Annotated in this window: 20 protein-coding genes; 9 read left to right on the plus strand and 11 right to left on the minus strand. The window is 73.7% G+C overall.

Annotated features, from left to right (window positions below):
* Positions 1-13: 13 nt before the first annotated feature.
* Entirely contained in the window at positions 14-1,309 is a 1,296-nt protein-coding gene (locus tag G6R24_RS02715; RefSeq protein WP_163547588.1) for a DUF58 domain-containing protein, read from the plus strand.
* 65 nt (positions 1,310-1,374) lie between these two features.
* On the opposite strand, the gene G6R24_RS02720 is transcribed toward G6R24_RS02715, so the two are convergent.
* The gene (locus tag G6R24_RS02720; RefSeq protein ID WP_175084392.1) at positions 1,375-1,827 is read right to left on the minus strand and encodes a DUF5990 family protein; all 453 of its coding nucleotides are present in this window, start codon (positions 1,825-1,827) and stop codon (positions 1,375-1,377) included.
* 81 nt (positions 1,828-1,908) lie between these two features.
* Between G6R24_RS02720 and G6R24_RS02725 the strand changes: the two genes are divergently transcribed.
* Positions 1,909-2,289 carry a VOC family protein gene (locus tag G6R24_RS02725; protein ID WP_163547589.1) on the plus strand — a complete coding sequence of 127 codons (381 nt, stop codon included), beginning with the start codon at positions 1,909-1,911 and terminating at the stop codon, positions 2,287-2,289.
* Between the two features lie 21 nt (positions 2,290-2,310).
* Here the strand turns inward: G6R24_RS02725 and G6R24_RS02730 are convergent, their stop codons facing one another.
* Complete coding sequence (locus tag G6R24_RS02730; protein ID WP_163547590.1) at positions 2,311-3,345, minus strand: stage II sporulation protein M; 1,035 nt, start codon at positions 3,343-3,345, stop codon at positions 2,311-2,313.
* 149 nt (positions 3,346-3,494) lie between these two features.
* Here G6R24_RS02730 and G6R24_RS02735 point away from each other — a divergent pair, with 149 nt between their 5' ends.
* The gene (locus tag G6R24_RS02735) at positions 3,495-4,493 is read left to right on the plus strand and encodes an RDD family protein (RefSeq protein WP_163547591.1); all 999 of its coding nucleotides are present in this window, start codon (positions 3,495-3,497) and stop codon (positions 4,491-4,493) included.
* A gap of 35 nt (positions 4,494-4,528) precedes the next feature.
* Here G6R24_RS02735 and G6R24_RS02740 read toward each other — a convergent pair whose 3' ends face one another.
* A complete protein-coding gene (locus tag G6R24_RS02740) occupies positions 4,529-5,185 on the minus strand; it encodes a hypothetical protein (protein WP_163547592.1) in 657 nt (218 codons plus the stop codon).
* A gap of 199 nt (positions 5,186-5,384) precedes the next feature.
* Here G6R24_RS02740 and G6R24_RS02745 point away from each other — a divergent pair, with 199 nt between their 5' ends.
* Positions 5,385-7,601 (plus strand): transglycosylase domain-containing protein, encoded by a 2,217-nt coding sequence (locus G6R24_RS02745; RefSeq protein WP_163547606.1) that lies wholly within the window; start codon positions 5,385-5,387, stop codon positions 7,599-7,601.
* An 87-nt stretch (positions 7,602-7,688) separates the two neighbouring features.
* Here the strand turns inward: G6R24_RS02745 and G6R24_RS02750 are convergent, their stop codons facing one another.
* The 4 genes from G6R24_RS02750 to G6R24_RS02765 form a co-directional block, all read right to left on the minus strand.
* Positions 7,689-8,867, minus strand: a complete 1,179-nt coding sequence (locus G6R24_RS02750) for an SIS domain-containing protein (protein WP_163547593.1) — start codon at positions 8,865-8,867, stop codon at positions 7,689-7,691.
* A 6-nt stretch (positions 8,868-8,873) separates the two neighbouring features.
* Positions 8,874-9,089 (minus strand): Trm112 family protein, encoded by a 216-nt coding sequence (locus G6R24_RS02755; protein ID WP_163547594.1) that lies wholly within the window; start codon positions 9,087-9,089, stop codon positions 8,874-8,876.
* The gene (locus G6R24_RS02760) at positions 9,089-10,447 is read right to left on the minus strand and encodes a phosphomannomutase/phosphoglucomutase (RefSeq protein WP_163547595.1); all 1,359 of its coding nucleotides are present in this window, start codon (positions 10,445-10,447) and stop codon (positions 9,089-9,091) included. The genes G6R24_RS02755 and G6R24_RS02760 overlap by 1 nt, the downstream gene beginning before the upstream one ends.
* A gap of 266 nt (positions 10,448-10,713) precedes the next feature.
* Positions 10,714-11,133 (minus strand): DUF3499 domain-containing protein, encoded by a 420-nt coding sequence (locus G6R24_RS02765; protein WP_163547596.1) that lies wholly within the window; start codon positions 11,131-11,133, stop codon positions 10,714-10,716.
* A 356-nt stretch (positions 11,134-11,489) separates the two neighbouring features.
* Between G6R24_RS02765 and G6R24_RS02770 the strand changes: the two genes are divergently transcribed.
* Both G6R24_RS02770 and G6R24_RS02775 read left to right on the plus strand, forming a co-directional pair.
* Positions 11,490-11,960 (plus strand): metallopeptidase family protein, encoded by a 471-nt coding sequence (locus G6R24_RS02770; RefSeq protein ID WP_225438048.1) that lies wholly within the window; start codon positions 11,490-11,492, stop codon positions 11,958-11,960.
* 14 nt (positions 11,961-11,974) lie between these two features.
* Entirely contained in the window at positions 11,975-13,420 is a 1,446-nt protein-coding gene (locus G6R24_RS02775; RefSeq protein ID WP_391530114.1) for a type I phosphomannose isomerase catalytic subunit, read from the plus strand.
* Positions 13,421-13,515: 95 nt separating this feature from the next.
* On the opposite strand, the gene G6R24_RS02780 is transcribed toward G6R24_RS02775, so the two are convergent.
* The 4 genes from G6R24_RS02780 to G6R24_RS02795 form a co-directional block, all read right to left on the minus strand.
* A complete protein-coding gene (locus G6R24_RS02780) occupies positions 13,516-18,738 on the minus strand; it encodes a DUF5719 family protein (protein ID WP_163547597.1) in 5,223 nt (1,740 codons plus the stop codon).
* Positions 18,739-18,768: 30 nt separating this feature from the next.
* Positions 18,769-19,446 (minus strand): WhiB family transcriptional regulator, encoded by a 678-nt coding sequence (locus tag G6R24_RS23900; protein WP_163547598.1) that lies wholly within the window; start codon positions 19,444-19,446, stop codon positions 18,769-18,771.
* A gap of 445 nt (positions 19,447-19,891) precedes the next feature.
* Positions 19,892-22,663 carry a bifunctional FO biosynthesis protein CofGH gene (locus G6R24_RS02790; RefSeq protein ID WP_163547599.1) on the minus strand — a complete coding sequence of 924 codons (2,772 nt, stop codon included), beginning with the start codon at positions 22,661-22,663 and terminating at the stop codon, positions 19,892-19,894.
* Positions 22,664-22,869: 206 nt separating this feature from the next.
* Positions 22,870-23,154, minus strand: a complete 285-nt coding sequence (locus G6R24_RS02795; RefSeq protein WP_163547600.1) for a hypothetical protein — start codon at positions 23,152-23,154, stop codon at positions 22,870-22,872.
* A gap of 367 nt (positions 23,155-23,521) precedes the next feature.
* Here G6R24_RS02795 and G6R24_RS02800 point away from each other — a divergent pair, with 367 nt between their 5' ends.
* The 3 genes from G6R24_RS02800 to G6R24_RS02810 form a co-directional block, all read left to right on the plus strand.
* Positions 23,522-24,154, plus strand: coding sequence for a TetR/AcrR family transcriptional regulator (locus tag G6R24_RS02800; protein ID WP_163547601.1), 633 nt, complete (start codon positions 23,522-23,524; stop codon positions 24,152-24,154).
* Between the two features lie 94 nt (positions 24,155-24,248).
* The gene (cofD, locus tag G6R24_RS02805) at positions 24,249-25,268 is read left to right on the plus strand and encodes a 2-phospho-L-lactate transferase (RefSeq protein ID WP_163547602.1); all 1,020 of its coding nucleotides are present in this window, start codon (positions 24,249-24,251) and stop codon (positions 25,266-25,268) included.
* Positions 25,269-25,359: 91 nt separating this feature from the next.
* A partial coding sequence (locus tag G6R24_RS02810) for a coenzyme F420-0:L-glutamate ligase (protein ID WP_420840648.1) occupies positions 25,360-26,227 on the plus strand: 868 nt, incomplete at its 3' end.

Here is a 26,227-nt window from a genome sequence, read left to right on the forward strand (position 1 = left end):
GGGCGGTCCGACAGTGGCGATCAGTGGCCGCGCGGTCGCGTTGGCGCTGTGCGGGGTGGCGTTCGTGCTGGTGTCCCCGGCGCCAGGGCTGACCCTGGTGCTGGTCAACCTGCTGATCGTGGTGCTCGTGGCCGCTGATGTGGCGTTCGCCGGTGCGGTGCGGACGATGTCGTTCAGCCGCTCCGGTCCCACCGCGACCCGCCTCGGTCAGCCGGTGCCGCTCGTGCTCGCCGTCACCAACAACGGCACCCGTACCGTCCGCGCGCAGGTCCGCGACGCCTGGTCGCCGTCCGCGGGGGCCCAGCCCCGGGTCCACCGGGTCGTGGTGCCCGCCGGGGAACGACGTTTCCTCGAGACGATGCTGACCCCCACCCGGCGCGGTGACCGCACCCCGTTTCGGATCACGGTGCGTACGCTCGGCCCGCTCGGGCTCGCCGGCCGCCAGAGGCGACATCACAGTCCGTGGCGGCTGCGGGTGCTGCCGCCGTTCACGTCACGGCGGGCGCTGCCCGCGGCGCTGGCCCGGCTCCGTGAGGTCGAAGGTGAGGTCGCGATCCGCGGGGCGGGCGCCGGTTCGGAGTTCGACAGCCTGCGCGAGTATGTGATCGGCGACGACGTCCGGCTGATCGACTGGCGCACCACCGCACGCCGCGGTGCCGTGGTGGTCCGCGCCTTCCGGCCGGAGCGGGACCGGCGGGTCGTCTGTGTCCTGGACACCGGGCGCACCTCGGCCGGCCGGGTCGGCGACACCCCCCGGCTGGACCACGCCCTGGACGCGGCGTTGCTGCTGACCGCCGTCGCGCTGCGGGCCGGTGACCGGGTCAGCCTCATCGCCCACGACAGCGTGCCGCGCGCCACCCTGCCCGGCTCGCACGACCAAGCCTACCTCGCCCGGGTCAGCGACGTGATGGCCGGTCTGGAACCGGCGATCGTCGAGGCCGATCACAGCGGCATCGTCACGAGCGTTCTGCGGGCGACGTCCCGGCGCAGCCTGGTGGTGCTGTTCACCGAGCTGGCACCGGCCGTCATCGAGGAGGGTCTGCTGCCCGCTCTGGGGACGCTGACCGCACGGCACACCGTCATCGTCGCCGCGCTGCGCGATCCGCGTCTGGACGAACTGGCCGCCGGACGCGACAGCGTGCGCGCCGTCCACACCGCCGCGGCCGCCGAACAGACCCGGATGCGCCGTCGTGAACTCGCCGAGACCCTGCGCCAGCGCGGCGTGGAGGTCGTCGACGCGCCCCCCGCCAGCTACGCCGCGACCGTCACCGACACCTACCTCACCCTGAAGTCCCTCGGCCGGCTCTGACGTCACCGCGTGGGCGGGATCCCGGTTCGGGATTCTGGTGCGGGGGGCTGGTCGCGGGGCGTGGTTCAGGCGCCGGGTGACCAGGTGATGGCGGGTGGACGAACCGCCGCGCACAGTGGGTTGCCCGCCGCGTCGGTGAGGCCCAGCCGTCCCACCAGTGTCCCGGCGCGGATCGCCGCGGCGAGCACGGTCGGGTCGACCGCGTCCAGCATCAGCTTCGCCCGCCGGAACATCGCGAACGTGCCGGCGGCGTCGACGTCACCCCACGACAGGTAGAGGAACCGTCCACCTGGACGGCCCTGGACGTGGCGGCCACGCAGATCGGGTCCGGCGGGCCCGGCCAGCACGGTGCATTCCACCGACCACAGCGCCGTGGCAGCGTCACCGGGGTACACCCCGAGCAGATCGGACGGATCACCCCTCGCCTGCAGCCCGACGTGGACGTCGCCGTGCCCGCCCTCACCCGCCGGTCCACAGCGCCGCCCCGGCAGATCATGACCCTCCACCCGGATACGCACCCCGTCATCATCGGTCAGGTAGCTGATCGGCGCCGACGGGTCGGGCCCGTTCTGTCGGAGGGCGGCCGTAGAGTGCCGCCCATGTTCGATCACATCGGAGTGCAGGCGGCCGACGTCGCCGCGTCGAGCGCGTTCTACCTGGCCACGTTCGCGGCCCTCGGGCTTCGGGAGGCGGTCCGGTTCGAACGTGACGGGGCGCTGGTGGTGGGCCTGGCCGGCCTGGATGGCCAGCCGGCGTTCTGGCTCAGTCCGGCGGGTGGCGCCGAGGCGCGGGAGTTGCACGTCGCGTTCCGCGCGCAGGATCGGGAGGCGGTCGACGCCGTGCACGCCGCGGCCGTGGCCGGTGGGGTCGAGGTGCTGCACGCGCCGCGGGAGTGGCCCGAGTACCACCCTGGCTACTACGGGGTGTTCCTGCGCGATCCCGACGGCCACAACGTCGAGGCCGTCCATCACGGGCCCTGAGAACGGGCGGCTGGGGTGTGCTCAGACGACGGGGGCGAGATCGGCGGCGCCCTGGTCGGCGTCCAGGTCGGCGTCCAGGTCGGCGTCCAGGTCGGCCGTCTCGCCCGCGGCGGCGGCCCGCGAGCCGTAGAGGGCCACGTAGCCGACGAAGCCCGCCCAGGCCAGCGCGCCGATGCCGATGCGTACCGCGGTGGGCAGGTGGGAGGGAGTCACGAAGGCCTCGATGACGCCGGAGACGGCCAGCGCCAGGGCCGCCCCCAGCACGACGGGAACCGCGGATCGTCCCTCCGCGGCCAGGGCCTCGACGCGTCGGCGGGGGCCCGGCGAGATGACCGACCAGCCCAGCCGCAGCCCGACCGCGCCCGCGACGAACACCACCGTGAGTTCCAGCAGACCGTGCGGAAGGATCAGGGAGAAGAACTGGCCGGTGCGCCCGCAGCCGGACATGTAGCCGCCGAGAATCCCCGCGTTCACCGCGTTGACCAGCAGCCCCAGCAGGGTCGGCAGGCCGAGGACCACCCCGCCCGCCACCGCCGCCGCCGACACCCAGGCGTTGTTCGTCCAGACCCGGCTCGCGAACGACGCCGCCGGATTCTCGGAGTAGTAGGAGGCGAAGTCGGAGCGGCACAGCCGCTCCACCGAGTCCGGCGGGATCACGCTGGCCCGCGCCTGCGGATCGTTGACGATCCACACACCGATCGCCAGGGCCAGCAGCACCGATCCGGCGGCCGTGGCCAGCACCCACCAGCGCCGCTGGTACACGGCCAACGGGAAGGTCACGGTGAGGAAACGGCCGAGGACGTGCCACCCGGGGTCCGACGCCCCGGCGACCACGGCCCGGGCCCGGGTGACGAGGTTCGTCAGGTCATCCACCAGATCCGTGTCATACGACCGGGTCCGGATGACCGACAGGTGGGTGGCGGTGCGCTGGTACAGGTCGACCAGTTCGTCGAGCTCGACGGCACGCATCCGGCGCGGACGGCTCGCCCGGTCCACAAGGTGACCGAGCCGGACCCAGACCGGTCGGTGCACGGCGACGAACGCATCGAGATCCATGGCAGAGTCATCCTCGCAGACGGCGAGAGGACGGATCACGGGCATCGTCCGTCCGGGACACGTCAGGACACCATCCGCATGGCCGCCGTAGGCTCACGCCTGGTACACATCGGAGTTCCGGGGGCCCGCATGACATTGCCGACGGCGCGATGAGCACAGCCGTGCGCGGCATCCCGGCGCCGAGGGTGGTCCCGGGCGAGGCCGTGGGTGCCAAAACGATCATCACCGGCGAGGCCGTCGCCATCGATCTGCGGGTGGCGCGGCTGGGTTCCCGGCTCGTCGCTGGCGGGATCGACCTGCTCGCCCAAGTCTACCTGCTCGGTTTCCTGGTCACGGTCGTCCTGCTCGTGGTGCGGCCCGAGGATGACGCGCTGGTGAGTGCGATGGTGCTGCTGGTCTATGTCACCGTGGTGATCGGCTATCCGGTGGCCTGCGAGACCCTCAGCGGCGGACGGACCCTTGGCAAGCTGGCGCTGGGCCTGCGGGTCGTGCGCGACGACGGCGGCCCGATCCGTTTCCGGCATGCCTTCGTCCGTGGCCTGGTCGGCGCGGTGGTCGAACGACCGGGCATCCTGTTCGGCCTGCCGGCGATCATCTGCATGATCAGCTCGCGGACCAGCAAACGGCTCGGGGACGTGTTCGCCGGAACGGTCGTGCTCCAGGTCAGCGTGCCGCGCACGGTCAGTTCGCCGCCGTTCGTCCCGCCGCCCCTGCTCGGCTGGGCGGGCCTGCTCGACCTGTCCGGATTGGACGACTCGCTGGCGCTGCGTACCCGTCAGTTCCTGAGCCGGGCCCACGCGCTGTCGGCACCCGCGTTGGAACGTCTCGGCAGTGGTCTCGTCCAGGAGATGCGGGCCGTGGTCACCCCGCCGCCACCGCCCGGCACACCAGGATGGGCGTATCTGTCGGCCGTCCTGGCCGAACGGAGTCGGCGCGGCTACGCGCGGCTGATCGCACAACGCCAGGCGAGCCGTCGACGGACCGCGCCCCCTGGCCAGCAGCCCACCCCGGGCCACATGCCCACGCCGGGTTACACGCCCACGCCGGGTTACACGCCCACACCGGGTCACGGACCCGGACCGGGACCCGGAACAGGCCACCTACCTGGCCCTGGACCGGGCTACGGGCCCGGCGCCGGGAAATGGTGATCCAGGCCACCGGAACCCCACTCCCTTAACGTCGCCTAAACAAACAGGGGCAGACCGCACATCAGGTAGCCGCCGGTTGGCCCGGGCCGGAATCCCTCGTCTACCGTTACCTGCGGTATCGGACCGTCTCGGCCATCCGGGGTGAACCGGCGCGCACCGCGTCGCCGCGCACACCGCGGGGTGGACGGTGCCGGGAAGCGACCAAGCACCGGCTCGCGCATGCTGGTGCTGGCGCAGGCCGTGGTTCGAGGTCCTACGTATTCCGGCGAGTTCGCCGGCTCACCGGAGGGGGTGACGGCGACGTCTGGCAGACGGGAGTCGAGCACTCCATCCCGGGCCACGCCGACAGAGGCGACAGCGCCCACGCAGGAGCCGTCCGGCGCCCTGCCACGGAGCGGCTCGGGTGGGGCGGGGGCGCCAGCGGCGGGCCGCGCGGCCAGTGTGCCGCCACGCCCCGATGGCCGGCCCCGCGCCGTGGCGGCCGAACGTGTGGCCACACCGCCCCGCTCGCCGTCGACCAGCGCGCGCCCGTCGACCACCGCGCGCCCGTCGACCACCGCGGTCGCGGCGCCCACGGCGCCGCACAGCCCCTCGCCCGCGGTCAGGTCCAGGGCCGCGGCGGGAGCCGGCGTGCGGGCAGCCGCCGGGACGGCTCCCGGCTCCCCGGCGGCCACGGCACCCGCGGCGGCCACCGGGCGATCTGGGTCCGTCGCGGTGGAGGGCCCGTCTCCGCGTTCCCCCGAGTCCGATGACGGACGATCCGGGGACGGGGCCGGCGGTGGGTCCGCGCAGGATGTGCTCGGCGCCGGCGGTGGCGGTGCCTGGTCGGGTTCCGCGGGGGCCGAGAGGCCGCCGCGACGCCCGGTCGACCGCCGACTGGTGCTGCGCAAGATGGCGTTGACCACCGGCGCGATCGGTCTGGTGCTGGCGCTGCTGGCGCTGCCGTTCGTCGGTGCCGTGGGACTGTTCGCCAAGAGCAGCGCCGATCACTTCCTGGGCCTGCCCGGTGCGCTGGTCACGCCGCCGCTGCCACAGAGCTCGACGATCCTCGCCGCCGACGGTTCGCCGATCGCGACCCTGCGTGGTGCGGAGAACCGCATCGTCGTTCCGGGCCGGGAGATCCCGAAGGTGATGCGCGAGGCGATCGTCGCGATCGAGGACGCCCGTTTCTACGAGCACGGCGGGGTCGACCCGCAGGGAGTGGTCCGGGCCGCGCTGCGCAACAGCGAGTCCGGCAGCGTCTCCCAGGGTGGTTCGACACTCACCCAGCAGTACGTCAAGAACGTGCTGCTGCAGAACGCCCGGACCCCCGAGGAACGCGAGGTGGCCGCCGGCGACTCCCTGGACCGCAAGCTCCAGGAGCTGCGATACGCCCTCGACATCGAAAAGCGCCTGTCGAAGGACGAGATTCTCGAGCGGTATCTGAACATCGCCTACTTCGGTGATGGCGTGTACGGGGTCGGCACCGCCGCCCAGCACTACTTCGGTGTGTCCATCTCCCAGGTGAGCGTCGCCCAGGCCGCGCTGCTCGCCGGGTTGGTCCAGAGCCCGTCCCGGTACAACCCGGCCGCCCACCCGCAGGCCGCACTGATCCGGCGTAACACGGTGCTCGACAAGATGGCCGAGAACTCCTACATCTCGTCCACCCAGGCGGACGCGACCAAGCAGCTGCCCCTGGACGTACGACCGGCACCGCCGGCGGCCGCCGACTCCTGCGTGATCGCCACCGCCCCGTTCTTCTGCGACTACGTCCGTTCGCAGCTGCAGGCGAGCCCGGCGCTGGGCAGCACCCTCGAGGAACGCAACCGCCGGATCTACGAAGGCGGCCTGGTCATCCGCACGACGCTGGACCCGCAGGTCCAGCAGGCCGCGCAGGACGCGGTGAACTCGACGATCGCGCCCGACAACCGGGTGTCGGCGACCGAGGTCATCATCCAGCCGGGTACCGGGAACATCCTGGCGATGGCGGTCAACCGGGTCTATGGGCCGGACACGGCCGCCAACCAGACGGTGGTCTCGCTGCCGACCAAGGCCACCTTCCAGCCGGGTTCGACCTTCAAGACGTTCGTGTTGGCCACCGCGTTGGAACAGGGCTACGGCACGTCCACGGCGTTCTACTCGCCGGCCTGTTACGTCAGTACGAAGTTCCCGCTCGACCGCGGTGAGGGTGACTGCGCGAAGGGCTATTCGAACTCCGACCCGGCCGAGGCCGGAATCTACGACATCCCGCGGGCCACCTGGGATTCGGTGAACACGTTCTACGTCCAACTGGCGGAGAAGGTCGGTATTCCCGCGGTGCTGGATATGGCCAAGCGGCTCGGTGTGACGCCGCCGGAGGCCGACCAGATCGGTGCCACGGACGGCGCGACCGCGATCGGCGGCGGCCAGCACATGTACGTCTCGCCGCTGCAGATGGCCGATGCCTACGCCACGATCGCCGCCGGCGGGCTGCGCTGCACGCCCCGGTTCGCCACCAGGATCGTCGATTCGAGCCAGGATTCACTGGATGTCGCCAAGGGCGCGCAGTGCGAGCAGGTACTCGCCAAGGGCGTCGCCGACACGGTGTCGAGCGTGCTGGCTGGCGTGCCGATCCGTGGCACCGGCACCAACGCGGCGATCGGCCGGCCGTCGGCCGGTAAGACGGGCACCACCGACGAGTACTCGGCCGCCTGGTACGTCGGGTTCACCCCGCAGATGACGGCGGCGGTGTCGGTCGGCGACCCGACGGGCGCGGAGTCGCATCCGCTGCGCGGTGTGGTCGCGGACGGCCGGACGTGGGCCCGGGTCTTCGGCGGTGACCTGCCGGCGATCATCTTCGGCAAGTCGATCCGGGCGGCGTTGGCGAACCAGCCGATCGAGCAGCTGCCCGCGGCTGATCCGACGGTGGCCCGCGGCACCAAGGGCGGTCTGCAGAACACTCCGCCGCCGCCCGCGCCGACACCCGCCGCGGGTCTGCCCGGTGTCCTGACAGACCCCGCCCAGCAGGGTCTGCCGGGTATTTTCAACCCCCAGACCGGCCAGAACAACGGTGGCGGTGGCGGCCAGGGCGGTGGCGGCGGCCAAGGTGGTGGTCAGGGCGGCGGCGACGGGCAGGGCGGCGGCCGCTGACACCATCCCGGTGGGGTGGTGTCAGCGGTGCGGTGATGTCGCTGGTGTGCTTGTCGCTGGTGTGCTGCCCGTCCGTCCGGGTGACGCTCAGCGGCCCAGGTCGTGGGCGGAGAGGGTCTGGCTCGGGTCGACACCGAAGGCGAGGGCCAGGTAGACGGCGGTGAAGTCGAAGAGGCCGAGCAGGGCGGCGAGCCGCTCCAACGGGTCGGCGCCCTCAGCACGTAGTTCGGTGACGCCGACGCCCCGTTCGGCGGCCACGGCGATGACCGCCTCCGCCTGCCGGGTGACCTCGCTGGCTTCGGCGCCGGGGTCACGCAGCAGGATCAGCCGCAGTCGCAGCGGCGTCTCCTCGTCGTCGGCCCGGTCACGGAAGAAGTCCTCGAGGTCGTCGGTGACCCCAGCGCCGCGGCCCGCCGTCGAGGGGCCAGCGCCACCGCTGCCCATCCGGGCCCCGAACGGGCCGTCGAGCAGGCCGATCTGCAGGTGACCGGGGTGCGGTAGCCCGCCGGCCAGGGCCGGGTACCGGGCGATCGCGGCGAGCTGGTCGACGGCGCCCCGGGCGGCCACCGCGGTCACCGCGGAGGTGCCCCAGACCAGGGGCAGGCTGCCGCCGAGTTCCAGTGCGAGGGTCTTCGCCGGGTTGACGAACGATTCGCTGGACGCCCGGCACCGGGTCGCGATGCCCTCCAGGCGGACCGCGGCGGCCTCGAGGGCGGCATCCGCGACCCGTAGCACCCCCAGGGCCCGTCCGGCGATCAGCAGGGGTACCGCGAGCGACCACAGCACGGTGCTGGCCGGCCGGCCGCCGGGCAGCGGCACGCACGGGGCGGCCACCAGCGCGGCCATCTGGGCCAGGGGCGTGTCGGGTGGGGCGACGACGGCGACCCGGGCACCGCGCCGGGCCGCCTCCTCGACCGCCGACAGTGCCTCGGCCGAGGCACCGGAGGCGGACACGGCGAGGACCACATCGGCGACGCCAACCCAGCCGGGCAGCCCGTAGGTGTGGTGGCCAAGCACCGGCACCGGGCCCGCCGGACCGGCGAGGGCCGCGATCAGGTCAGCGGCGAGCGCCGCTCCTCCCACTCCGACGACGAGGATCGCCCGCGGCCGACCGTCCGTGGCGAGTCGGGCGAACCCGGCCTCCGCCGCGAGCACGGCGCTGTGGCGGACCTGCGGACCGGCGGTGGCGACCTGCGGGAGCAGGCCGGCGACACCACCGGAGTCGAGGCGGGTGGGATCGTCGAGCGCGGACTCGTCGACGTACACGCCGCCTCAGCCGGAGGCGGAAGCGGTGGCGGACGTGGCGGTGCCGGTGAACGGAACAGCCTCGTCGAGCAGCATCACGGGGATGTCGTCGCGCACCGGGAACGCCAGGCCGCAGGCGAGGCAGACCAGCACGGGCGCGCCGTCAAGCTCGTCGGGCCGCAGCTCACCGTGCTTGCTGCACGGGCAGGCGAGGATCTCCAGCAGCAGCGGGTCGAGACTCATCAGGGTTCCCTTCGGCTCCGGACCAGCGACAGGACATCATCGCGCAGCCCCCGCATCGTCTCATCATCCGGGCCCTCGACATTGAGCCGCAGCAACGGCTCGGTGTTGGACGGACGGAGGTTGAACCAGGCGCCGTTCGGGAAGGTGATCGTCAGCCCGTCGAGATGGTCGACGCTGTCGGCCGAGGTCGAGTAGGCCTTCTCGACCTCCAGCATGGCGAGCGTGGCGTCGGCGACCTCGGAGTTGATCTCGCCGGAGGCGCTGTAGCGGGCGTAGCCGCCGAGCAGCTCCGACAGCGGCCCGGCCTGCCCGCCGAGGGCCGCGAGGACGTGCAGGGCCGCGAGCATGCCGGAGTCGGCCCGCCAGAAGTCCCGGAAGTAGAAGTGGCCGGAGTGCTCGCCGCCGAAGATCGCGCCGGTGCGGGCCATCTCGGCCTTGATGAACGAATGCCCCACCCGGGTACGCACCGGGACGCCGCCACGCTCGCGCACGAGCTTCGGCACACCCTGGCTGACGATGACGTTGTGAATGATCGTCCCGCCCGGCTCGCGGGTGAGTTCACGGTCGGCGACCAGGGCGGTGATGACGGACGGGGACACGATCTCGCCGCGTTCGTCGACCACGAAGCACCGGTCGGCGTCGCCGTCGAAGGCGAGGCCGATGTCGGCCCCCGAGGACCGGACCGCGGCCTGCAGATCGCGCAGGTTGGCGGGCTCGATCGGGTTGGCCTCGTGGTTCGGGAAGGTGCCGTCGAGCTCGAAGTACAGCGGGATGACGGTGAGCGGCAGGTCCGCGAGGGCCGCGGGCACGGTCAGCCCGCCCATGCCGTTGCCGGCGTCGACCGCGACGACGAGCGGACGGATGCCGCCGAGGTCCACCAGCGTGCGCAGATGGCGGACGTAGTCGGCGAGCAGGTCACGTTCGGTGATCGTGCCCTGGCGCCCGGACCCGGCGGGCACGCCCTGCTCCACCAGCGCGCGGATGTCGGCGAGCCCGGTCTCCTGGCCGATCGGCGCGGCGCCGGCGCGACACAGCTTGATGCCGTTGTACTTCGCCGGGTTGTGCGAGGCGGTGAACATCGCCCCCGGGATGTCCAGGGCACCGGCGCCGTAGTAGAGCAGATCCGTCGAGCCGAGCCCGGCCGCGATCACGTCGGCGCCCTGTTCGGTCGCGCCGCGCGCGAACGCGGCGGCCAGCGGTACCGAGGACGCCCGCATGTCGTGAGCGGTGACGATCTGCTCGGCGCCGAGCAGGCGCACGAACGCGGCCCCGGTGGCGCGTGCGATGTCCGCGTCGAACTCGGCCGGGACGACTCCCCGGACGTCATACGCCTTGAAGATCCGCGAAAGGTCGCGCATCGGATTCCCCGCCCTTCACCTGGCTGTCCCCCGCACCGGTCGTGAGCGCACCCATGGTGACCCCGACCCGTGGTGGAACTCCACCGGTGTGCGGGTGCTCCGGCACCTACGGCGACTACCGCCGCCGTCAGGCACGACGATATCCGCCACCACCGACAGCCCCGGTGCCGGATCCGGCGAGGCCAACACCGAGGACAACGCCGGCCGCCGCCGATCACTCTCGGCGACACCGGCGGCCCACGTCCACGCCGGACGGACCGGCCGCCTCAGGACGGGCTGGGAACCGCCCGTAGATGCCCACGCCGACCACCGGGATCAGGGGCGCCGCCACCACCCTGGGGACCGGCGCCACCCGCGGGTGGCGGTTCGGGACCGCGGCGCGGCGTCTCGGGCCCCCGACGGGAGGCCTCCCGGACGGCGTCGGCCAGCGCCTCGAGGTCATCGGCGGCGGCCTCGCGCTCGCTTTCGCGGGACGCCTCGGCCTCGGCTTCGGCCTCAAGCCGGACGACCGCCCACCCGAGCGGCACCGTGAGCCGATCCGCGTGTGTGCTGCACAGGTCGTACGAGTGCGGCTCGACGTACGGGGAGAGCGGGCCCAGCACCGCCGTCGACTCGGCGTAGGCATACGTGAGCGTGGCAACCGCGGCTGCCGAACAGGCCGAGCGGGAGCAGCGCCGAGGCTTCACGTTCCGGACGGTAGCCCCCGGAACGGACGACGGCCACCACCAATCGTCGTGTCGCGTGACGCGAGGCTGAATCGTCACGCGTTGTCGACCGATTCATTGCTCCCCGCATCCGATCCCCCGCGTAGCACGGGTACCACGCGGACTATTGAGATCATCAAGCTCATGGAACCTCCTCGGTCAGGGAGGGAGTCGGGGGTCGTACGGCTCTATGGTCGGTCGCGGCCACGGGCGAGTGACCGGCGGGGTCCTCGATTGGCACAGCGCCGGTGCCGGTCGAGCCCCGGAAGGTGCCGGGGTCCGCGGACGCCCGACGCCTGGCCGATCGAAGTCCCTGTCGCGAACGCTACGCTCACAGGGTGACCGACCTCGAGCGGTTCCCCTGCGCGGGCCGGCCGATCAGTGTCCGCCGTCGCCGTGACCGGCGCGGTCGGGGTGTGCGCGGCATGATGCTGCCCCCGGACGTGCCCGCCTACGCGACCCGCGGCGACCGGTTCGACGACTTCGTGCTGGACGCGGTGGAGCACCTCGACCACCGCTGGTCGGGCGAGCTCGCCGACGTCGAGTTCGCGGTGGAGGACGTCCCACCGATCGCGGTCGGCGACGAGGAGATCCCGCTCGCGAGATACCAGCCGGCCGCGGGAAAAGGCCGGTCAGCGACCCCGCGGCGGATCGTCGTCTATCGCCGGCCGATCGAGGCCCGCACTGTCGACAACGAGGAGCTCGCCGAGCTGGTCCTCGACGCGATCATTCATGAGGTGGCCGAGATGATGGGCGTCGATCCGGCCGTGATCGACCCCGAGGGCCACGGCTGGGGCGACGAGGACTGACCGGAGGGCACCCGGTGGCGTCGATCGCCACCGGGTACTTCCTGAGGGAGATCGTGACCAGGAACACCTCCCCCGCGGCGCACGTTCGTGTGCCGCCGAGGGCACCCGAGGGCACCACCGTCCACCCGTCCGCGGCCGCAGGCGGTGCCGTTACCGGACGCCGCGCCCGCGTGCTCCCACTACGCGGTGTGCTTCAGGGCTACGCCTGGGGTTCACCGACGGCCATCCCGGCGCTGTTGGGGGCGCCACCGACCGGTGACCCGGTCGCCGAGCTGTGGCTGGGCACCCATCCGGTGGCACCCGGACTGGTCGAGACGGCCAACGGGGTCCGGCCGGCGGCCGAGTTCGTGGGCGCCCTGCCGTTCCTGCTGAAGGTGCTCGCCGCCGATCGCGCCCTGTCGTTGCAGGTGCATCCGGATGTCAGCCAGGCCGGGGCCGGCTTCGCCGCGGACGAGGCGGCGGGTCTCGCGCTCAACGATCCGCTGCGCCGCTACCGTGACCCCAATCACAAGCCCGAGCTGATCGTCGCGCTGACCCCGTTCCGCGCGCTCGCGGGCATCCGCGATCCCGCGCGCACCCTCGCCGTCGTCGCCGGCTTCGGTGTGCCCGCGCTCACCGCGGCCTTCGCCCCCCTGGTCACCGATCCGCGGGCGGGCGCGTCCGCCGTCCTGCGAACGCTGCTGACCCTGCCCGCCGCCCCCGCGAAGGCGCTGGTGGACGACCTGGTCGCCGCCGCCCGCCGGCACGTCGGTGCCCCAGCGCCGACCAGTCCCGCCAACCGCGCTGACCGCGCTGACCTGGCCGAAACGGCTGGCCCGCCGGACCTCGATGGCGATGATCTTTCCAGGGCGGCGGACCTGGTGGGACGGCTGGCCGCGGCCCATCCCGGCGACGTGGGGACGGCCGCCGCTCTTCTGCTCAACGACGTCACACTGGCGCCCGGCGAGGGGCTGTTCCAACCGGCCCGGCTGCTGCACGCCTACGTCGACGGACTGGGGATCGAGATCATGGCGGCGTCCGACAACGTCCTGCGCGGTGGTCTGACTCCCAAGCACATAGATGTGGACGAGCTGCTGCGCATCCTCGACCCCACGCCGAGCGACGCCCCGGTCCAACCGCCTCGCCCCCTGCTCACCGGCCCGGGCGGCGAGCTCCACCGCTGGGATGTCCCGGTCGTCGACTTCGCCCTGACCGAGGCTGTCTGCACCGGCGGTGCTCTCGCGGTGGGCCGCCCGACGGTCCTGCTCGCGGTCGACGGCCAGGTCACCGCGACGATCACGGGGCCGGACGGGGACCCGGTCGCCGACGCCGGCGCACCCGAACGGGCGGTGACCGACGGTGACGCGGCCGACCCGCCGCCCCTCACCCTGCGCCGCGGCGAATCGGCCCTGGTGACCGCCCCGTCCGACGTGGTTCTCTCCGGACACGGACGGGTCTTCCTGGCCGCCCCCGGCGACTGAACGCCCCTGGCCGGACACCGGACACCGACATCGGACGCCGGCACCAGACGCCGACGCCGGACGCCACATGCCGGACACCGTCAGCGGTGGGGCTGTCAGCGGTAGGGGAGGCCGGGGTCGGCGACGGCGGGCAGTGCGTCCACCAGGGTGGGCGCGCCACGCAGAGGGATGACCGCGGAGAGGATCCGTGGCAGGCGTGGTCGCGGGCCGGCTCCGGCGGGCCCCGTGGTGGGTGGGGCGCCGGCGATGGCGGTGGCGATCAGCGGGCCGCCGGTGGCGGTGAGCCGGGCGGCGGGTGGTCGGGTGGGCTGCGCCACGACGGTGACCGAGCCAGCCCCCAGGCGCATGTCCGTGCCGTCCAGGCGGGCGGTGACAGGTCCCAGCGGCGCGGTGAGGACGAGGGCGCCCGCGGCACCGGCGGGGACGGGGGGGACCGCGACGACCGCGTCGGCGGCCGTGCCGGCACCGGCGCTGGGGCCGTCCGGGTCGGTCAGGCCGACACCGCGGCTGTAGCCGTCCAGGCCCGGGCGGCCGTCCGACGGTTCCAGTCGGGTGGCGCCCGCCCAGGTACGGACGCCTTTCCAGCCCGAGGCCAGCCCCAGCTCGGCGACCACCGGCGCACCGCCTCCGCCGCCCGCCGCGGCCGCGGCTCCGTCGGGGTCCTCGGCGCCGAGCGATTCGACGAGCAGCGCGCTGGCCGGGCCGGCGGGCAGCGGAACGGACACCCTGGTGACCCCGGCGGCCGGGACGCGGACCCCGGCGAGTCCGGGCGGAACGTGCGACCCGGCGGGGGTCAGCACGCTGATCCGGACCTTCGCGGACCCTTCCGGCGCGGCCAGGACAAGGGTGGAGTCGGGCGCCGGCGGGCCGGCGGGGACGACCACCCCGCCGAGTACCAGGCGACGTGCCGCCGGTGCGGTCGCGGGCACCAGCCGTGGCGCCGCGAACGGACCCCGCGCGCTCGAACGATCGACCATCCAGGTCAGCAGGCGGCCGGTCCGCACCTGGACGTCCACCGCGGTCACCGCGGCTTCCGGCGCGAAGGCGGCGAGCCGGCGAACGATCGCATGTCCGGGGGCGACGTTGACGTCCTGCCCGGGGGCGGCCGGCCCGTCGGTGAGGACCCGCACGCTGGCCTGCCCCGGGGTGTCGGCGAGATTCGCCAGCACGAGCAGCGGGTCCCTGCCGACCTCGGTGGACGGCCCGGCGAACCAGCTGCGGGCCCGCGGCGGGGCGCAGGCCGCCAGGGCCGGGCCGGCACCGTCGCCGCTGGTGGTCACCGTCGCGGCGAGGCCCGCGGCCGAGGCGCCTCGTCCCGAGACCAGCCGGGCCCCGGTCCCCCCGCGATCCTGCGGTGCGAGCCGCAGCCATCCTCCACGTTCCCGGACGGACACCCCGACGCCACCCGACGCCGCCGGAGCCACCCTGACCTGCCCATTGCCGCCAGCCTCGGCGCCCAGGGTCACGTCGAGACGAACGGAACCGGGCAGCACGGCGTCACGGGCACGTGGCTGGATGATCGTCGGGTCGGGGCAGGCCAGTTGCCGCACCCCGATCGACGCCTGCGGTGGCACCCCGGGACCAGCACCTTCGTCGATGAGGAACGCACCTCCCAGGCCCATGACGGCCAGCGGTACGACCGTGCGCAGCACGACCCGCCGCACCGAGCGGCCCCGCGGGCCCGCCCTGGGGCCGCGGAGCCGCCCCAGGGCCGGATAATCGGTCATCGTGACCGGTCCGATCAGGCGGGAGCGCAGACCGACCCCGGCCAGCGCGAGCAGCAGCAGGCCCAACGCCGCGATCTGCACGAGGACCCGCAGGTGGGCCGCGGTGTCGTCCCGTTCGACGCGCACCTGGCTGCCGGCGGGCAGATCCGCGGGCAGGTGGAATCCGGCGGCCCACCCCCAGGCGGTGAACCGGGACAACGGTCGCCCATCGGCAAAAGCCCGCCAGCCGTTTCCCGCCGGCGTGGTCAGAACCAGCTCCCGCGCACCGTCGCCCCCCGCGGACCCGGCCCCCGCGGACCCGGCCCGTGGAGATGGGACGGCTGCTCGGGCGGGCAGGGCGCCGTCCGCGGGAAGGAGCCGGGCGGACGTCGGCGCGGCCATGAGCGCCTCGGCGCCGGCTGCCCGCCCGGCCGATCCGGAACCGGTGGCAGCCGCGTCCGAACCGGAGGCATTGGCGTCGGAGCTGGGGGCAGCGGCGTCGACGATGTAGGCGGCCGGCGTGGCGGGTGGGGCGCCGGGACGAGCCGGGGCGACGGGTCCGCTGGCGGGGCGCCACAGCAGCAGGCCAGGACGGGGGCGGTCGCGGACCAGGGCGGGGCTTTCGTCCAGGCGGTCGACGAGCGTGGCGGACGCGTCCGCGGTGGGCACGCCGACCGCGACGACACCGAGCAGCGGCAGCCAGCCGCCGGCCCGGTCGGATCCGCTGGTCAGACCGGTGGCGACGGATGCGACGAAGTCGGCGGCCGGCCGTGGCGGCCCGACCAGGCCGGCGGGATAACGCTCGCCGGAGGCGGTGGCCAGGGCGTAGCGGACCAGCCCGGAGCGCTCGGACCGGTCCAGCAGGAGCAGGCGGGATCCGCGCGGTTCGGTGCGGATCCGGGCGAGGATCGCGCGGGCCACGGCCGAGGAGTCCTCGCCCGCCTGGCCCGCGGTGCCCGACCAGGCGGCCAGCGCACCCGAGGCACCGCTGCCCGACGAGGCGTCCTGGTCAGGATCGGCGGCGGTCGAGTCGTCGACGCCGGCGGTGGCACGCAGCCAGGAGGCGGGACTGCCGCGCCAGCGGGTGCCGCTGACCAGCCGGTCCGCGGCGAGGGCGACGGGGGTCGCCAGGATCAGGGTGGTCATCGCGACCGCGGTCGGTCGGGCGATCCGCCCCCGGCGTGGCCGCTGCGGGTCGAGGGCCAGGGCGGCGGCGACGAGCAACGCCGCGGCGAGCACGAGGCCGTACTGGGGTGCGGCCCACCATGCCTGCGCGGCGCCCACACGCCGGCCCGCGGCCAGCCGCGGCGTGATCAGCACCGCGGCCATTCCCAGCAGGAGCAGGCACCAGCCGGTGGTGGCGCTTCGGCGGGCCGTCGGGGTCGCGTGCCAACGTCCGATCAGCCAGCAGAACAGGCATCCGGCCAGCAGGCCCAGGTAGACCGAGGTCGGTCGGGTACCCGCACCGGCCAGCAGTCCCAGCGCGGGGCGCGGCACGGCGGCCAGCGAGGTCACGGGGGTCGACCACGCGCCCGCCGACAGCAGGGGGATCAGGGGGATCACCGAGCCGGCGAGTGCCACGGCCACGTCGGGCAGCCGGGCCGGGCGCACGAGCAGGACGCAGGCGACCAGCACGACCCAGGCGGGAGCGGCCAGCGGCGGGGCGCAGGCGACCAGAGCGGTCAGGCTCACCGCGAGTGTGAGCGCGGCGCGCGGACGGGCCCAGTGCGCCTCCCCGGGACCCACCGGTCCGCGCAGGACGGCGTCGGCGTGGGCCAGCACGAGTGGGAGCGCGACAAGCGCCCCGACGGTGTCGACCCGGCCGGCCAGCACGGCCGCGGTCAGCGCCGGGTTGAGCGCGTACCCGGCGGCCAGCGCGCAGCGCACGAGCGGACGGGACTGGCCTGGCGTCCACTCGAGCCGTCCGAGGGCCCGGTGCGCGCTCCAGCCAGCCAGGGCCGGTCCCAGGGCGAGTAGCAGCCAGCTGGCGGCCGTCACCCGGCCACCCAGGACGCTGGCGACCGCGGCGATCAGCGCGACGATCGGTGGGATCGGCTGCCCGCCGTCCAACGGTCCGACCAGCCCGTCCGGCCCGGGTAGTCGCCCTGACCACACCGCCGACCACAGTTCGCCCACGTCCGCGGGCATCGGCAGCCCGGCGCCGAGGGCGTCCACCGGCATCGCGCGCATCGCCACCAGTCCGACGGCCGCGAGCGACACGACCAGGACCGCCACGGAACGGCCCCCCGAAGCGTCCGCGGCGACAGCCGCTGGAGCCCCCGAGGCGCCACCCGGTGCGGTGGTGCGCCGGAGTGCGGCCGGCCGGGTCCCGGCGGGACGGCCGACGGTAGACGGGGTCGCGGCCCGCGGACCGGGCCTGTCGGGTGCGGCCAGCGGAGCGGCCCAGGTGGGCGGAGCGGGAGCGCGTGGGGCGGGAATCGACGGCGCGGGGGGCCGCGGCGCGGGTGGCGGAGGTTCGTGATGGGTCGACCGTCGGAGTGGACGGGCCGGGTGGACCAGGCCTCGCGGGAACAGCGAGCGGACGGCCCGCTGGGGCACCGTCCGGGTGCGGGCCGCACGTCGCCGCAGACGCAGGACGGCGCCAGGCCGCCCCAGGACCAGGGCTGGCAGGGCGAGTTCGCGGGCGGCGAGCCGGCCGCGGCCGCGCGTCAGCAGGCGCAGGGCGCGCAGCAGGGTCATGCCCAGCAGGGCCAGCACGGCGGGGGCCAGCAGCGGCAGGGCGGTGTGGGCGAGTCCGATCCGCAGCGCCGCCACCCGCTCGGCGCGGCTCGGGTCGAGCCGGCCCGGCTGTGAGATCGGTTCGGTGAGCACGGCCATCGGGACGACGACGGTGCGAAGCCCGGCGCGGGCGGCCCGCCAGCCCAGGTCAAGATCGTGGGCGGCCGCGAGGGTGGGATCGAGTCCGTCCAGGCGCCGCCAAGCCCAGGAACGGGCCAGCAGCCCCCGCCAGGAGACAGCCAGGACGTCGCGCACGCCGTCGTGCTGCCCGTGGTCGGGTGTGCCGGCGCGGATGCCGGTGTGCCGCCGTCCGGCCCGGTCGACGCTCGCGCCGACCTCCAGCAACCGCGGCGCCGCGACGCCGCGACGGAGCTTCGGGCCGAGCACCGCGGCTCCGGGATCGACCCGGGCGTAGGCCAACAACGTGCGCAGGGTGTCCGCCGCGGGCACGGTGTGCTGGTCGAGCAGCCAGACGAATCCGCCGGGGGGCGGGCCGCCGGCGAGATCGAGGGCGGCGGCGACCGCCGCGCCCAGGGATGTACCGGCGGGCAGGCAGAGCACCAGGTGCGCGCTCGACGACACCCCGGAGGTCGCCACAGGTGCCCGCGCCCCGAGATGGACCTCGACCACGCGCAGGTCGACCGCCTGGTCGAGCACCTGATCGTCGAGCCGCCGAGCGGCGCCGGACGGCCCCCTCGGCACCGGCACCGGCCCGGGCAGTACCGACAGCCCGGGCAGTACCGACGGCCCGGCCAACGGGACGGACCTGGTCGCCTCGGCGCGGTCGGCCGCGATCACGACGACCGCCACCACCGCGACGGTGCTCGGGGGTGCGCCGGGCGGCGGCAGACCCACCGGCGGCGGGCTGTTCACCCCCCGCCGGACGTCCTCCACTGCCCGACGTCAGACTGCTCGGCGCCGCTGCTTGCGTCGTTCCCGTTCGGACATGCCACCCCAGATCCCGAAACGCTCATCGTTTTCCAGGGCGTATTCCAGGCATTCAGCCCGGACCTCGCAACCGGAACAGATGCGCTTGGCCTCCCGGGTCGATCCGCCCTTCTCCGGGAAAAAGGCCTCCGGGTCGGTCTGGGCGCACAGGGCACGCTCCTGCCATTCCATCGCCTCGCCGAGCAGATCGCCCAGGCCAAGGTCGATCACCGCGGCAAGATCGCCCGATGGGTCGTCGAGGGGCGCGTCATCGAGCAGGTCCTCGACGTCGTCCTCGTTGTCCTGAACGCCCTCGCCCTCCCGGACGCCCGGCTCCTCCCGGACCTCGAGCGCGTCCCGGACGTCGACGCCCACCGCGGTGCCCACCGTGTCCGCCCGGTCGGCGACATCGTGGTCGCCGCCAACGGAACGCAGATGACCGACCTCGCGGGCGCCGACATGGCTCCCGGATGGCTGGACGGGCAGGCCGGGACGGGCGGGCCCGACCCCGGCGACCACCGACCGCGGCTGCGGTGTGGCCTGTGTGTGTCGTTCGGCGAGCACCCGCTCGGAGTGATCACCGAACGGGTCATGCTCAGCGGGACGCTCGACGTCCGCGAGGACGGTGTGGACGCCCGCGTCGGTGTGCTCCATGGGGACTCCTCCAGACCCGTCGCGGTGCGGTCGGCCACCCCCTGGGCGCCGGCGCGCAGGTGCTGGTTCCACACCGGCAGGGCATCGCTCTACCGCACGAATCCCGCCAGCAAGGGGAATGACACGCCGGTAATTACACGCGCCGAACCCGGTCGCGTCAACCCCACCGGCGCAACATCTTCTACAACCAGCGATGAGAACATAGCTCACAGTCACTGCACACCATCGCCACGGGTCCGGACAACCGCCCGATCAGTAACGGAGCGCAATCGGTATGGCGACGATGCTCGCATTATCGCGTGCGACCGGACCGGATAAGAATGCCCAAACGGGCAAACCTGCGACCAGACGTATCACCCCTTTCGATGTATGCCAGACGGTCCAGTCATCTATTCAAATCCGTTTGACTACCTAGAGTAATTTCCAGTCCGAGACATGGCGGGTGTCAGGACACCACCGGCAGCATGGTTCGGACGGGGCCTCCTCGGGCAGCGTGAAAGCGCTCATCCGGGACCCGCCCATAGGTGGTGGTCCGTTGCCGAGCGGGACGACCCGCCGATGCCGCCAGCTCCTCGAGTTCGGCCACCGAGCGGCGTGAACCGTGCTGGGAGCCCGCCATCCGGCTGATCGTCTCCTCCATCAGCGTGCCGCCGAGATCGTTGACTCCACCGCGCAGGACCTCTCGGCAGCCGTCGACGCCGAGCTTCACCCACGAGCACTGGATGTTGTCGATCGAACGGTGCAGCAGGATGCGGGCCATCGCGTGCACCGCCCGGTTCTCCTGGACGGTGGGGCCGGGACGGGCGACGCCGGCCAGGTAGATCGGCGAGGAGTGGTGGACGAACGGCAGTGCCACGAACTCGGTGAAGCCACCGGTCTCGTCCTGGATGGAGCGCAACAGCCGAAGGTGGGCGACCCAGTGCGCCGGCGTGTCGACATGGCCGTACATCATCGTGGCCGTCGAACGCAGGCCCACCCGGTGCGCCGTCGTGATCACCTCGACCCAGCTGGCGGTCGGCAGCTTGCCCTTGGTCAGCACCCAGCGAACCTCGTCGTCGAGGATCTCCGCGGCCGTTCCCGGCACCGAGTCGACGCCCGCCTCGCGTGCCGCGGTCAGCCAGTCGGCGATGGACATTCCCGTTCGGGTGACCCCGTTGAGCACCTCCATCGGCGAGTAGGCGTGCAGGTGCAGACCGGGCGCGGCCTTCTTGATCTCACGGGCGAGGTCGAAGTAGGCGCTCCCGGGCAGATCCGGATCGATCCCGCCCTGCATGCAGACCTCGGTGGCGCCGATCGACCACGCCTGCGCGGCCCGGGTGGCCACCTCCGACAGCGACAGCGTGTAGGCGTCCGCGTCCCCTCGGCGTTGCGCGAACGCGCAGAACCGGCAGCCGGTGTAGCAGACGTTGGTGAAGTTGATGTTGCGGTTGATGATGTAGGTGACGTCGTCGCCCACCGCGTCCCGGCGAAGGCCGTCCGCGAGCAGGCAGAGCTCCTCCAGCGCCGCCCCGCGCGCGCCGAACAGGGTGAGCGCCTCGTCGTCACGCAGACCCGCCGGGTCGGTGCCGGCGTGGCGCAACGCGGCCCGCACGTCCGAATCCAGACGCTCCACCCCAGACGCACCGCCGTCGGACGCACCGCCGTCGGACGCGCGGCTGCCCGTGCCGATCACGCCGTCGACGCCGGTCCCGGCGGCGCTGACCTGGACACGCAGCGACTCCCAGTCGCCGTAGACGGTGTCGAAGTCGGCGCGGGCGGCGTTGTGCCGTCCGACCGTGTCGACCTCGGTGTGCAGGTCGACACGGCCGGAGTCCACCAGGCCGCCGTCGGGCTCCTGCCAGGGCCGTCCGACGGGACGCACCGGCTGCCCCAGCAGGCCGTCGGGGCCGGCGAGGGCGGCCACGTGCCCGGCCACGCGCGGGTCGATCCACGGCTGCCCCAGGTGGGACGGATAGACCGTCAGCCGGGGTCGCAGGGTGAAACCGGCCTGCGCCGTCGCCGCCCGCAGCACGTCCAGGTCGGGCCAGGGCCGCTCGGGGTTGACGTGGTCCGGGGTGACCGGGGAGACGCCGCCCCAGTCGTCGATACCGGCCGACAGCAGCAGCGCGCACTCGGCGGTGTCGACCAGGTTCGGCGGTGCCTGCACCCGCAGGCCGGGCCCGAGCACGAGCCGGGTCACCGCCACGGCGGCGGCCAGTTCCGCGGCGCCCACATCGGGCACGGCGCGCATGGCGGTGTCGTCCTTGGCCCGGAAGTTCTGGACGATCACCTCCTGGATCGCGCCGTAACGCCGGGCCTGGTCGCGCAGCTCGAAGATGGTCTCGGCCCGCTCGGCGCGGGTCTCCCCGATCCCGAGCAGCAGACCCGTGGTGAACGGGATCGACAGCCGCCCGGCGTCGGTGAGCGTGCGCAGCCGCACCGCGGGGTCCTTGTCCGGCGAGCCGAAGTGCGCACCGCCCGGTTGGGACCACAGGCGGCTCGCGGTCGTCTCCAGCATCATGCCCATGGACGGCGCCACCGGCTTGAGCCGGGCCAGTTCCGTCCAGCTCAGCACGCCCGGGTTCAGATGCGGCAGCAACCCGGTCTCCTCCAGCACCGCGATGGCGGCGGCGCGCAGGTAACCGAGCGTCGAGTCATAGCCGTGGGAGTCGAGCCACTCGCGGGCCGCGGGCCAACGATCCTCGGGCCGGTCGCCCAGGGTGAACAGCGCCTCGGCGCAGCCCGCCGCCGCCCCGGCCCGGGCGACCTCGAGCACCTCGTCCAGGGACAGGTACGGCGCGTCCAGCCGGTGCGGGACGGTGGCGAACGTGCAGTAGTGGCAGCGGTCCCGGCACAGCCGGGTCAGCGGGATGAACACCTTCGGCGAGTAGGTGACGACCCCCGGCCGTCCCAGCGAGGCCAGCCCCGCGTCCCGCACCCGCCCCGCCGACGCGCACAGATCGACGAGATCGTCGCCGCGGGCCGCCAGCAGCACCGCCGCCTCGACCGCGTCCAGAGTGGCGCCGTCCCGGGCCCGGCGCAGCGCCCGACGCATCGCCGACGCCGACGGCGCGGCGGACTCGTCCCCCGGCCCGGGGAGCGTCCCACCGGGTGGGGTGACGGTCCGACCGGGCGGGGCGGCGACGGGCTCGGGCGGCGCGACGCTCCTGCCCGGCGTGCGGTGCGGCGCCGTGGGCAGGTCGCTCTCGCCGTCGGATGTCGCCGCCGTAGTCGTCATGGCTTCCTCGGTTTCCGCTCCCGATGGGCAGCGGCCGGGGCGCCCGCCGGCGGGTCGGCAGACACCCTGGTCCGCCGCCACCGGCGTCTCGAAGGTGCACGGATGTCGCAGGTACAGGTCTCGCGGGTGCTGATGTGGCGGGTGCGGGCCGGCGAGGTCAGGCCGGCCGTGGGGTCAGACTGCGTGGGATCAGACTGGCAGTGGGATCAGGCTGGTGGGGTCACCTGGTTCGCCCGCCAGCCCGTGGCCGGACGGCGGAGCCGATCGAGCGTGCCGATCAGCATGTTTGTCCGGGAGCGGGCGGCGAGCGTGGCGGTGGCCTCCCGGGCGCGGCGCAGGCGGGCATCGTCCCCCTGGACCGGGGTCGCCGCCGTACTGCGCCGCTGAGCCCGGTGCGCGGCGACGACCTGGGGGGCCCGCGCTCCGGCGAGCGCGCGGTTGAGCGAGGCGGACAGGGCTTCGAGGCTCTTGGTGGTCCTGATCTCGGACATGACGGTCCTTCCAGCGACGTGGAGAGCTCAGGCTCATCTCACTGCGCTCTCTAAGCCGAATCAAGAGATGTCGGGTGACAGACGCCACATCCGGCCGGCGAACATGCCGGCCGGGCTGTGGCCACAGGGGGCTCATCCCCCCGAACGCCGTATTCACCCGACCCGTTCGGCCACAGCCAGGGTCCACCACCTGCGAAAATCCGCGAATTGCACGATCAAGCCAGACAATTGCCGCATAAAAAGTGATTTACCTCACGCGCAAATCTGGCAGGTGTGTGAATTCCGGCAGCTGGGTATCGCAGCGGAGCCGGTTGTGCGCTGATCCGAATCTCTCGGCTGCGCGGCCCAAAGTCGCTACGCTGACCGGGTGCCACGAAATCGCCAGGACGTCCCCCGCGAGGAGCGGATCGACGCGTTGCTCGCAGTGGCCGAAGAGCAGTTCTTGGCCCGGGGCTTCGCGGCTACCTCCATCGCGGAGATCGCCCGCTCCGCGGGCATCGAACCCGGCAGCGTGTACTGGTACTTCCGCTCGAAGGACCACGCGTTCGCCGCGGTGCTGAACCGCCTGCTCGACGTCGAGGTCGAGCGGATCGCCGCTCTGCCCGGCGACCCGGCCGAGCGCCTGTTCCTCGCACTCGACTCCGTGGAGCGTCGGCGCACGCTGCACCCCTGTGTCGCCGAGCGCGCCCCGCACGCCGAGCCGATCATGGAGTACCACGAGCGGCTGCACTCGTGGCTGCACGAACTCGCCCTCGCCGCCGTGCACGACTTCGTCCCCGCCGCCGATCGGGCACTGGCCGCCGACGCGGTCGTCGCGACCATCGAGGGTGGCCTGGCCAACCCGGCTCCGAGCCGGCCCACCAGCCACCTCGTGCACTTCCTGCTCACCGCGTTCTGCCAGGACGCCCCGCTACCAGCCAAAACGGAGTTCAGCGGCTGGGTGGCGCCGCTGTTCGCCCGGCCGAACCTCGGCTCGGAGAACCCGCCCCGCCCGCTCTGATCCGACCCGGTGGCGCCGCCCGCGCCCGCCTCGGGCGAGCGCGGACCGATCCGCGTGACGCACCGGCGGCGCCGGGATGCCAGGATCACCGGTTGTGAAGGTGACAGCTCTGGCCGGCGGGATCGGTGGCTCCCGCTTTCTGCTCGGCGTGCAGGCCGCCCTGCCCGACGCCGACATCACGGTGATCGGCAACACCGGTGACGACATCACCCTGCATGGCCTGCGCATCTGCCCCGACCTCGACACGGTCATGTACACCCTGGGCGGCGGCATCTCCGCCGAACGCGGCTGGGGTCGCGAGGACGAGTCGTTCGTCGTCGCCGAGGAACTCGCCGCCTACGGGGTCGGCCCGGCCTGGTTCGGCCTCGGTGACCGGGACCTCGCCACCCACCTGGTCCGCACCCAGATGCTCGACGCCGGCCATCCGCTGTCCGACGTCGTCGCCGCCCTGTGCGTGCGCTGGAAGCCCGGTGTGCGCCTGCTGCCGATGTGCGACCAGCGGGTCGAGACCCACGTCGTCCTCGAGGATGAGCAGGGTCAGCGCGCGGTGCACTTCCAGGAGTGGTGGCTGCGGATGCGGGCCGGAGTGCCGGCGCGGTCGATCGTCGCGCTCGGCGCCGAGCGGGCGACACCCGCCCCCGGCGTGCTGGACGCCATCGCGGACGCCGACGTGGTGCTGCTGCCCCCGTCCAACCCGGTCGTGTCGATCGGCACGATCCTGGCCGTACCCGGCATTCGCGACGCCCTCGCCGCGACCTCGGCCCCGGTGGTCGGCATCTCACCGATCATCGGTGGAGCCGCGGTACGTGGCATGGCCGACGCCTGCCTGGCCGCGATCGGCGTCGAGACGTCCGCCCAGGCCGTCGGCCGGCACTACGGCGGACGAGGCCGCACTGGCGCCCCATCCACCGGGGCCGGTGCTGGTGCTGGTGGCACGGACGGGGCTGGTGGCGCCGTGGGGACGGCAGGGCTGTTGGACGGGTGGGTGGTGGACACCGCGGACGCCGACACGGTCGTGCCCGGGGCCACCGTGGTCTCCCGTCCACTGTTCATGACGGATCTGACGGAGACCGCCGCGATCGTCGGCACCGCGTTGGACCTCGCCGGTGTCTGAGCTCGCCGACCTCGCGACCTCCGGCACCGTGGCGTCCGGCGGTGTGGTGGGCGGCAGTGTGGTGGGCGGTGCTGCGGCGTCCGGCGATGTGGTGGCGGGGAGGGGGCCTGGTGGGCCGCCGAGTGCGGCTCTGGAGATCCACGGGCTGGCCGGGTTCGGGGAGATCCTGCCTGGCACCGATCTGGCCGAGGCGGTCGCGGCGGCGATCACGGCGGGCGATCGTCCGCTGGCCGACGGAGACGTCCTGGTCGTCACATCCAAGATCGTCTCCAAGGCGGAGGGGCGACTGGTGCCCGCCGGGGTCGACCGGGAGGCGGCCCGGCAGGCCGCGATCGACGCCGAATCGGTACGCGAGGTGGCCAGCCGCGGACCCACCCGCATCGTCGAGACCCGCCACGGCCTGGTGCTCGCGAGCGCCGGGGTGGACGCGTCGAACGTGTCCGGCGACTGGCTGGCCCTGCTCCCCCTGGACCCGGACGCCAGCGCCGCCCGGTTGCGCGCCGGCCTCGCCGACCAGCTCGGCGTGGACGTCGCGGTCGTCATCACCGACACCGCCGGACGTCCCTGGCGCCGCGGCCTGACCGACCTCGCCATCGGCGTCGCCGGGATGTCCGCCCTGCGCAGCCACATCGGCGAGGTCGACGGCTACGGCAACGAACTCGGCATGACCGAGGTCGCCGAGGCCGACGAACTCGCCGCCGCCGCCGACCTGGTCAAGGGCAAACTCGGCGCGACCCCGGTGGCGGTCGTGCGCGGCTACGGCCGCCTACCCGAGGACGGCACGGGCGCCCGGGCCCTCGTGCGCCCCAGCGACGAGGACATGTTCCGCCTCGGCACCCTGGAGGCCCGCCGCGCCGCCCTGACCGAGCGCCGCACGGTCCGCGAGTTCAGCGCCGCCCCCGTCGACCCCGCCGCCGTCGAACGGGCCGTGGCCGCCGCCCTGACCGACGGCGGGGATG

This window comes from Candidatus Frankia nodulisporulans (genome assembly GCF_902806475.1).
GTDB lineage: Bacteria > Actinomycetota > Actinomycetes > Frankiales > Frankiaceae > Frankia > Frankia umida.